The sequence below is a fragment of the Pseudoalteromonas sp. Z1A6 genome (genome assembly GCF_011378745.1).
Classification (GTDB): domain Bacteria; phylum Pseudomonadota; class Gammaproteobacteria; order Enterobacterales; family Alteromonadaceae; genus Pseudoalteromonas; species Pseudoalteromonas arctica.
Genome location: NZ_WTKW01000174.1, coordinates 1 through 8,879 on the forward strand (window position 1 = coordinate 1; position 8,879 = coordinate 8,879).

Sequence of the window (8,879 nt, forward strand, 5' to 3'; positions counted from 1 at the left end):
CTTACTATTTTGCGTTGGGTTATCTGTTATTGCTTTTTTATTTCCTGAATTACTCACAGAGCACTTACAACCCGCTATTAATAAAATTTTAGGTTATTTAGGCTCGCCATTTTTTATATTGGTAAACTTGTTACTTTTTTCTGTGATAGCTATTGCTATAAGCCCATTAGGGCAACGAAAAATAGGAGGAGCGCAAGCACTTGTTGAGTTTAGTACCTTTGGTTGGCTTTCTATGTTGTTTGCAGCAGGAATGGGCTCAGGACTTATATTTTGGGGAGTAGCAGAGCCTGCACTACACACGGTTAATTCGCCTTTAAAGCAAAGCTTGTATCCTAACAATCAAACAAGTGGTTTGGCACTTACCTTAGTTAATTGGGGCGCGCATGCATGGGCGCTCTATGCAGTATTTGGCTTGTTATTAGGTGGGCTTACTCGCAATAGTGGTAAAGCGGGCGATATTAGTGCTCCTGTGATCAGTGCAACTAAAGGCGTTATTAATCGGGCTTGGCAGTTACAGTTGAGCTTTAGCATTAAATTAATTGCCATACTTGCAATATTTTTTGGTGTCGTGGGCACAATTGCTAATTCAACTTTATTACTGCGTAAAGGGCTCGAGCTTGAGCTAGGGGTTGAATCGGCTTTATTTTCGGGGTTTATTATAATTTTTCTAATTGCGCTGCTTTATACCATTTCTGCAAAGTTGGGGCTTAAAAAAGGAATTCAAACTCTAAGTAAGTTTAATGTGTTTTTAGCATTTTCACTTATAGCATGGCTATTAATTTTTGTGCCTATAAAGCCAATTATAGACATAGCTGTAGGAGGAACATTGGATTACATTCAGCTCATAACCACAGGTACATGGCAGTTTGAAAGCGTACTTAATGACCCCGCATGGGCAACAGGTTGGACATACAATTACTATTTTTGGTGGTTAGCTTGGGGCCCGTTCGTTGGTGTGTTTTTGGCAAAAATTAGCCAAGGACGGCCGGTTTGGCAATACATTTTAGGTGTTGTATTTGTACCAACTTTTGTGACAATTATTTGGTTTAGTGTGTTTTCGGGCTCTGCAATTGCGTGGGATCAAACGCACAATGCAGGCATTTTAGTGGCTATTAAAGCCGATTATACGCAAGGGCTGTTTGTATTTTTTGAGCAATTAGGGTGGCAAGGCGGTTTATTAATTTGGTCAAGTTTATTACTGTTACTCATTTTTGTAGCCACATCAGCAGACTCTGCTGTTTTGGTTATTCGCCAATTAAGTGGTGCAAGTGAAGTTCAAACATGGAGCTTGTATGCTTGGTCGTTTGCACTAGGTTTATGCGCTTTTGTTTTGCTAGTACAAAATAATGAACCATTAAACAGAAGCGTTGCTATTATTGGAGCGCTTCCTTTTTTGGTTATTTTTATTTTACAGCTGGTGGGTTTTATTAAAGAGTTCATACGTGAATTTAAGCACTAAGGCTTACATTTTTTTACAATGCTATTTTTAAAATTGTATATAATTTAGGTAATTATATTGGTGGGGTTAATAATGCGTACTTTATTGATTATTCTATTTACAAATGTATTAATTGGTTGCGCTGCTGCGGGTATAATTTTAGATGGGGCAGCGCGCTCTCAACCTGGCCCAGTAAATGCGGGGCCTGTTGTAAAAGATAAAGAGGGCTTTAGCTTTACTAAACTCGGTGTTGAAGCCGATATGGCTATAGTTGAATTTATTAAAGGTAAGGGCAATAACAATACGGTACAAGTATGCAGGCAAGTGAGTAAAGTATTGAAAGAGTGTGTAGAGTTAGAAAAGTCATCCCTACACACTAATGAGCCTATGCAGTTAAAAACTGATGATGAAATAATAAGTGTTGGTCAATAAAACTGCTTATAAAAAAGTAACTATGATCATAGCCTGCTTGCATTTCAAGTGTAAGCGGATAGCCTTTTTTATCAGCAATAGCGACTAAGCTTTCTGGCTTAAGTTGCTCTTGTAAAAAGCCATCAGCATCACCTTGACTCACTAACATGGGTAAGTAATGAGCTTGCTCTGCGTTTTTCATCAACTCGCAGCTATCATATTGTGCCCAAAGCGCTTTATCATTTCCTAAATAACCAGTAAATGCTTTTACACCCCAAGGGGATTCAATCGGATTTACAATAGGGCTAAAAGCCGAGGCACTTACAAACGCAGTCGGGTTTTTAAGTGCAGCCATTAATGCACCGTGTCCGCCCATAGAGTGACCACTAACTGCTTTTGTGCTTGTTATTGGAAAATGTTGTTCAATAAGTGCTGGTAATTCACTAACAACATAATCGTACATATTAAAATGGGTGTTGTAAGGAGCTTGCGTGGCATTTACGTAAAAGCCTGCGCCTTGTGCAAAGTCGTAGCTGTCTTCATTAGGTACGTTCTCGCCACGCGGGCTAGTGTCTGGCGCTACAATAGCAATACCCAGCTCTGCTGCTTTTTTAAATGCACCGGCTTTTTGCATAAAATTTTCGTCTGTACAGGTTAAACCCGATAACCAATAAAGTACCGGTACTTTGTTTGTCTCACTTGCGCCAGGTGGTAAAAATACGGCAAAGCGCATAGTGCTATGTGTACTTTGCGAGCTGTGAGTATATTGTTTATGCCAACCGCCAGACACTTTTACACTTGAGATATTTTCTAACATACTTAATCCTTAAAAGCCGTAAACTTAAAAGTATTACGGCTTATTAATAAGCTATTTTACGAATGCAGTTTATTAGTAATGAATGACTGTACGAATACTTTTGCCTTCGTGCATTAAATCAAACGCTTCATTAATATCTTCAAGGCCCATTGTGTGAGTAATAAAGTCGCTAAGAGCAAATTCACCCGCCATGTAACGCTCAACAATTTCAGGAAGTTGTGAACGGCCCTTAACACCACCAAATGCACTACCACGCCATACACGCCCAGTTACTAGTTGAAACGGGCGGGTTGATATTTCTTGGCCTGCACCCGCCACCCCAATAATTACTGACTCTCCCCAACCTTTGTGGCAACACTCAAGCGCTGAGCGCATTACGTCAACATTACCGATACATTCAAACGAGTAGTCAACGCCGCCGTCTGTCATTTCAACAATAACTTCTTGAATTGGCTTGTCGAAATCTTTTGGGTTAATTAAATCAGTTGCACCTAGTTTTGTAGCTAAATCGAATTTAGTGGTGTTTATATCAACACCAATAATACGACCCGCACCGGCCATTTTTGCGCCAATAATCGCAGACAAACCAATACCGCCTAAGCCAAATATAGCAACAGTGTCGCCAGGCTTTACTTTAGCTGTGTTGGTAACTGCGCCCATGCCTGTTGTTACACCACAGCCGAGTAAGCAAATCTCTTCTAGTGATGCTTCTTTATTTACTTTAGCGAGTGAGATTTCTGGCAATACAGTGTACTCAGAGAACGTTGATGTCCCCATGTAGTGATAAATTGGTTGGCCATCTTTAAAAAAGCGTGTAGTGCCGTCTGGCATTAGGCCTTTACCTTGTGTTTCGCGCACGGCTGAACACAGGTTAGTTTTACCTGAAGTACACATTTTACATACGCCACATTCTGCAGTGTATAAAGGAATAACATGATCCCCAACTTCAACACTCGTTACGCCTTCGCCAACAGCATAGACAACACCAGCGCCTTCGTGACCTAAAATAGCAGGAAATATGCCTTCAGGATCTTGGCCTGATAATGTAAATGCATCGGTATGACACACACCTGTAGCGGTAATTTTTACCATTACTTCGCCTTTTTTAGGCATCATCACATCAACTTCTTCAACACTAAGTGGTTGATTAGGACCCCAAGCAATGGCAGCTTTTGATTTAATAAATTCAGACATGTGTTTTATTTCCTTTAACTGGCTATTAAAAAATAATTGTAGACCCAATTTGCTTGGGTGATGTGCTTATTGTATTTGTTTCTCAAATAATGATAATCTCAATTTTATTAAAACACTTTTACAGTATGGTAATAATGGCGCGTTGGGATGGAATAGATGAGTTTATAGCTGTAGGGGAGGAGGGCAGCTTTACTGCGGCTGCAAAAATGCTTGGGCTTTCGGTTGCGCATATTAGCCGCCATGTTACGGCGCTTGAGAAACGTTTAAATACCCAGCTTTTAACCCGTACTACTCGTAAAGTGGTTTTAACTAAAGAAGGCGAAGTGTATTTACATCAAATAAAGCACTTACAACATGCTATGGATGAGGCAACTCAAGGTCTTGCCACGCACCAAACTACACCAAAGGGTAAAATTAAGCTCACAGCCCCTGTTATGTATGGGGAAACGTTCATTATGCCTATAGTGCATAATTTTATGAAGGATCATCCCGAGGTAGAAGTTGTTGCCACACTAAGTAACGAGCAAGAAAACTTATTAGAGGGCGGATTTGATTTAGCAATAAGGCTTGGGCACTTAAAAGATTCGAGCTTAAAAGCGCGTAGGTTAAGTGCGCGGCGGTTTATTATGTGCGCGGCACCACAGTATTTAACGCGATTTGGTGAGCCGCATACTTTAGGCGAGCTAAACAGCCATGAATGTTTAATTGGGAATAGTAGCTACTGGCGCGTAAACGAAAATGGGCGCGATAAACACATTAAAATAGCGGGGCGGCTACAGTGTAATAGTGGTTGGGCGCTGGTGGATGGCGCAAAAAAGGGGCTCGGTATTGTACAGCTCCCAGACTACTACATTGAAAACGAAATTAACTCAGGGCAATTGGTGCCTATTTTAACACCCTATCAACCACAGCAAGAAGGGGTATGGGGCGTATATCCACCAAGGCAGTTTGTGGCCACTAATGTACGGGTATTGCTCGATTATTTAGTTAAAGGGCTGAAAACTTAACCGCGAATTAATGGTTAAATACATATTGCTGTAAATATAGCCAAGTATCAGATTTTTAAATTATTTCTTACATTTTACGCCATACCCAAAGGCACTTTTTTCGTGCTACTATTGCTCAATACTTTTACGATAAGTGTTAAAAATACTATGTTTCAACCGGTTAGCTTATTTATAGGGCTTAGATATAGTCGCTCCTCTAAAGGAAATGCGTTTATATCGTTTATTTCGTTTTTTTCTATTGCCGGTATCGCTATTGGTTTAATGGCATTATTTACGGTAAGCAGTGTAATGAACGGGTTTGAAAATAGCCTAAAAACCAATATGCTTGGACTTATTCCACATGTTGAAGTTAGCGCAGGTAAAAACACTGCCACCCAAATGAACACCCTTAAAACCGACCTCGAACAATCTCCTTATGTTGATCATGTAAGCTTATATCGCCACGGCGAAGCTATTGTGCAAACAAATAAAGACTTGCACGGCGTTTTATTACAAGGCCTTTATAACGACAGCGGTTCTTTGTATAAAATTACCGATAAAATAGTGCAAGGCGATTGGAAAACTGTATTAAACAAAAATTACAACATTGCTATAAGCCGTTATTTGAGTCGTAAATTAGGCGTTAGCGTGGGTGATAAGCTTCGCGTTATTATGCCTAATGCTTCAACGTATACACCTCTTGGGCGAGTACCCAGCCAGCGTTTATTTAAAGTTGCCGCAATATACGAAACCGGATCTGAGATAGATATGGCACTTGCGTTTACGAGTGGCGCTTCGCTACAACGGGTATTAAAGCTGGATAAAAACACCGCCCCAAATTTAAGTGTTTCATTGCACGAACCTTTCGAACTAGATGAATTTATTGAAGCAAGCCAACGTATTTTAAAAGATCACAATTACAGTGATTGGCGCAGTACCCAAGGTACTCTATTTGCAGCCGTTGCTATGGAAAAGCGCATTATGTCTATGTTGCTTGCCCTCATTGTATTGGTGGCTGTATTTAATATTGTATCGGCATTAACCATGATGGTAAGCGAAAAACAAGGTGAAGTAGCCATACTACAAACGTTAGGTTTAACACCTTCGCAAGTGCAAAAAGTGTTTATGGTGCAAGGCCTATATAACGGCGTAATTGGTACTGCAATAGGCGCATTTTTAGGTGTAATATTTAGTTTATATATAAATGAGCTACTTGCATTAGTGGGCTTAAACTTATTGGCGGGTATAGAGCTTCCGGTAAAATTTGATATTTTGAGTTTAGTAATAATAGCGTTTGCCAGTATTGCTATGAGCTTTTTAGCTACCTTATATCCTGCGCGTAAAGCCGCAAAAGTAAAACCAGCAGAGGTATTACGTTATGAATGATTTAGTAATTAGTTGTGAAAATTTAAGTAAGGTTTATCAAGATGGCAGCAACCAAGTTGAAGTATTAAAAGGCGTTGATTTAGCGCTTCAGCAAGGTGAAATGCTCGCTATTGTGGGGAGTTCAGGCTCTGGTAAAAGTACGCTTTTACACATACTTGGCACATTAGATACCGCAAGCTCAGGTAGCGCTAAAATTAAAAACCAAGAAGTTGCAAAACTTTCGCGAACAGAGCAAGCCGCATTTAGAAACCAAAATTTGGGCTTCATCTATCAATTTCATCACTTATTAATGGAGTTTAGCGCAGTTGAAAACGTGGCTATGCCATTATTAATTAAAGGCTTGAGTGCAAAAGAAGCCAAAGCTCAAGCGCTCGATATGCTCGAAAAAGTAGGCCTTGCACATCGCAGCTCGCATAAACCGTCTGCGCTTTCTGGTGGAGAGCGCCAACGCGTGGCTATTGCCCGTGCACTGGTTACTAAACCTGCGCTTGTGCTTGCTGATGAACCAACCGGTAATTTAGATAAACAAAATGCGATTAAAATTTACGATTTAATTAATGAGCTTAACCAAAGCTTAAACACCAGTTTTGTGGTAGTTACACACGATTTAGAACTTGCCGATAAGCTAGGCAAAATAGCTTATTTAGACGATGGAAAACTAGCTATTAAAGAGTCGCAGCATGTTGCTTAGTGCATTTTTAAGTAAACGTTTTAGAGCCTATTCAGGCCACAAAGATGAAAAAAACGGCTTTGTTAGTTTTATCGCTAAAGCGTCGACTATTGGTATTTTATTAGGTGTCGCGGTTTTAATTGTGGCGCTGTCGGTAATTAATGGTTTTGAGCAGCAACTAGTACATAGATTGCTAAGTGTTGTGCCGCAGGTTGAATATGTAGCACCAAGTAGACCCATTGCAAATTGGTCGCAAAAAGTTGAGGATTTACAAACACAACCGCATGTAACAGGGGCTGCGCCATTTATTGCAGTGAATGGGATGGCGCAATATAAAAGCCAGCTAAAAGCGATAGAAATTCGAGGTGTTGAGCCATCGCTCGAGAGTAATGTATCGGCGGTAAACCAGTTTACCAGTGGTAAATTAGTGAGTCAGTTAGCCCTTGACGATGTAATTTTAGGTAAGCAAATAGTAAAACAGTTAGATGCAAGAGTAGGCGACAACATTACGTTACTTATTCCGCAAATAGGCCAAAAAGGTCAGTCATTATTAGCGCCTAAACGCGTAACACTTAACCTTGCAGGTGTTATAGAAATGGGAGGCCCCATTGATAGTACAGCTGCATTTATACATCTTAATAAAGCGCAGCAAACATTGGGTTACGATGAAACTCAAGTAACAGGGCTGCGGTTAAGTGTTGATGATGTGTTTTCGGCGCACCAAATAGCGCTAAAAGTGGGCCAAACTATTGACGACTACGTGTATGTTTCCAGTTGGTTCAGAACCCAAGGCAGCCTTTTTCAAGATATTCAAATGGTACGTACCATTGTTTATATTGTGGTGTTTTTAATTATAGCGGTAGCCAGTTTTAATATTGTGTCCTCTTTAGTGATGGAAGTACGCGAAAAACAAGGCAATATCGCAATTTTAAAAACCATGGGCGCGAAAGACAGTACTATTTTAGCCACCTTTGTAATGCAAGGCTTAATGCAAGCATTTGTAGGCGTGGCACTAGGAACACTAATTGGCGTGGTATTAGCGCTTAATATAAGTGAGCTTTTTACGTGGATAAGCCAATTATTTGGAGCCAATCCACTTGAGGGCGTTTATTTTATAGAGTTTTTACCAAGTAAATTAGTACTTGAAGACATTGGTATTACAGTGATTGTTACGTTTGTGCTTGCGATACTTGCCACTATTTATCCTGCATGGCAAGCAACGCGCGTAGATCCTGCCAAGGTGCTTGGTAACTAGGTATAAGAAGCTCAGATAAAAATTAATAGGGTGGTATTAGTAAACCTGTTAAACTAGGTGCTTATTTAAAATTAAGCAATAACTGCTTGGTTGCTATACCTCACTTTGGGATTTACTTTGACTAATAACGATATTTTACGCCGCATTCGCTACACTTTTAACTTAACTGATACTGCTATGGTCAATGTTTTTGCATCAGCAGAGCATACGGTCACCAAAGAGCAAGTAATTGCATGGTTAACTAAAGAAGGTGAAGAGGCTTTTACCCCAATAAGTGATACTGAGTTTGCTAGCTTTTTAAATGGGTTTATTAATACCCAACGTGGCAAACGCGAAGGTGAGCAACCAGAGCCTGAGAAGAAGCTAAATAATAATATTATTTTCATGAAGCTACGTATTGCTTTAAATATGAAAGCAGAAGATGTTATAGCAACACTTGCACTTGTTGATTTTGATTTAAGTAAACATGAGTTAAGCGCATTTTCTCGAAAAGTAGATAACAAACATTACCGTGTTTGTAACGATCAAATATTACGTTTGTTTTTAACTGGCGTACAAAAGCAGCACCGTCCAGAAGAGTCTGCTGAGTAACTGGTTTTAGCTAATTAGTTTTTAGTTAGTGGGTTTTTTGCGAGCGCAATGCAGTATAAAACCCATTAATTGTTATATTTTTAAACAAACCCACACCTAACCTAATACTTCTAAAATTCCCTTTTGAAAAT

At 39.8% G+C, this 8,879-nt stretch carries 9 protein-coding genes; 7 read left to right on the forward strand and 2 right to left on the reverse strand.

Features of this window, described 5'->3' with window-relative positions:
- The coding region (locus tag GQR46_RS11940) for a BCCT family transporter (protein WP_165741073.1) at positions 1-1,459 on the forward strand (1,459 nt) is incomplete at its 5' end.
- A gap of 72 nt (positions 1,460-1,531) precedes the next feature.
- On the forward strand, positions 1,532-1,870 hold the full coding sequence (locus GQR46_RS11945; RefSeq protein ID WP_165727437.1) for a hypothetical protein: 339 nt from the start codon (positions 1,532-1,534) through the stop codon (positions 1,868-1,870).
- Here the strand turns inward: GQR46_RS11945 and fghA are convergent.
- Both fghA and GQR46_RS11955 read right to left on the reverse strand, forming a co-directional pair.
- The gene (gene fghA / locus GQR46_RS11950; protein ID WP_165741074.1) at positions 1,824-2,666 is read right to left on the reverse strand and encodes an S-formylglutathione hydrolase; all 843 of its coding nucleotides are present in this window, start codon (positions 2,664-2,666) and stop codon (positions 1,824-1,826) included. The genes GQR46_RS11945 and fghA overlap by 47 nt on opposite strands.
- A 72-nt stretch (positions 2,667-2,738) precedes the next feature.
- On the reverse strand, positions 2,739-3,860 hold the full coding sequence (locus GQR46_RS11955) for an S-(hydroxymethyl)glutathione dehydrogenase/class III alcohol dehydrogenase (RefSeq protein ID WP_007375333.1): 1,122 nt from the start codon (positions 3,858-3,860) through the stop codon (positions 2,739-2,741).
- 134 nt (positions 3,861-3,994) lie between these two features.
- On the opposite strand from GQR46_RS11955, the gene GQR46_RS11960 reads away from it, so the two are divergent.
- The 5 genes from GQR46_RS11960 (at position 3,995) to GQR46_RS11980 (ending at position 8,748) form a co-directional block, all read left to right on the forward strand.
- The gene (locus GQR46_RS11960) at positions 3,995-4,867 is read left to right on the forward strand and encodes a LysR family transcriptional regulator (RefSeq protein ID WP_197119183.1); all 873 of its coding nucleotides are present in this window, start codon (positions 3,995-3,997) and stop codon (positions 4,865-4,867) included.
- Between the two features lie 147 nt (positions 4,868-5,014).
- Positions 5,015-6,232, forward strand: coding sequence for a lipoprotein-releasing ABC transporter permease subunit (locus GQR46_RS11965; RefSeq protein WP_165727440.1), 1,218 nt, complete (start codon positions 5,015-5,017; stop codon positions 6,230-6,232).
- The gene (gene lolD / locus GQR46_RS11970) at positions 6,225-6,923 is read left to right on the forward strand and encodes a lipoprotein-releasing ABC transporter ATP-binding protein LolD (protein ID WP_007375330.1); all 699 of its coding nucleotides are present in this window, start codon (positions 6,225-6,227) and stop codon (positions 6,921-6,923) included. Before GQR46_RS11965 ends, lolD begins: the two co-directional genes overlap by 8 nt.
- A complete protein-coding gene (locus GQR46_RS11975; RefSeq protein ID WP_165727442.1) occupies positions 6,913-8,157 on the forward strand; it encodes a lipoprotein-releasing ABC transporter permease subunit in 1,245 nt (414 codons plus the stop codon). The genes lolD and GQR46_RS11975 overlap by 11 nt, the downstream gene beginning before the upstream one ends.
- A 117-nt stretch (positions 8,158-8,274) precedes the next feature.
- Complete coding sequence (locus GQR46_RS11980; RefSeq protein ID WP_002960721.1) at positions 8,275-8,748, forward strand: DUF1456 family protein; 474 nt, start codon at positions 8,275-8,277, stop codon at positions 8,746-8,748.
- The last annotated feature ends 131 nt before the right edge of the window (positions 8,749-8,879 follow it).

Bases quoted from the DNA above. Each gene is read 5' to 3' on its own strand.
- fghA (WP_165741074.1), bottom strand. From the start codon at position 2,666: ATGTTAGAAAATATCTCAAGTGTAAAAGTGTCTGGCGGTTGGCATAAA.
- GQR46_RS11955 (WP_007375333.1), bottom strand. From the start codon at position 3,860: ATGTCTGAATTTATTAAATCAAAAGCTGCCATTGCTTGGGGTCCTAAT.
- lolD (WP_007375330.1), top strand. From the start codon at position 6,225: ATGAATGATTTAGTAATTAGTTGTGAAAATTTAAGTAAGGTTTATCAA.
- GQR46_RS11965 (WP_165727440.1), top strand. From the start codon at position 5,015: ATGTTTCAACCGGTTAGCTTATTTATAGGGCTTAGATATAGTCGCTCC.
- GQR46_RS11975 (WP_165727442.1), top strand. From the start codon at position 6,913: ATGTTGCTTAGTGCATTTTTAAGTAAACGTTTTAGAGCCTATTCAGGC.
- GQR46_RS11945 (WP_165727437.1), top strand. From the start codon at position 1,532: ATGCGTACTTTATTGATTATTCTATTTACAAATGTATTAATTGGTTGC.
- GQR46_RS11960 (WP_197119183.1), top strand. From the start codon at position 3,995: ATGGCGCGTTGGGATGGAATAGATGAGTTTATAGCTGTAGGGGAGGAG.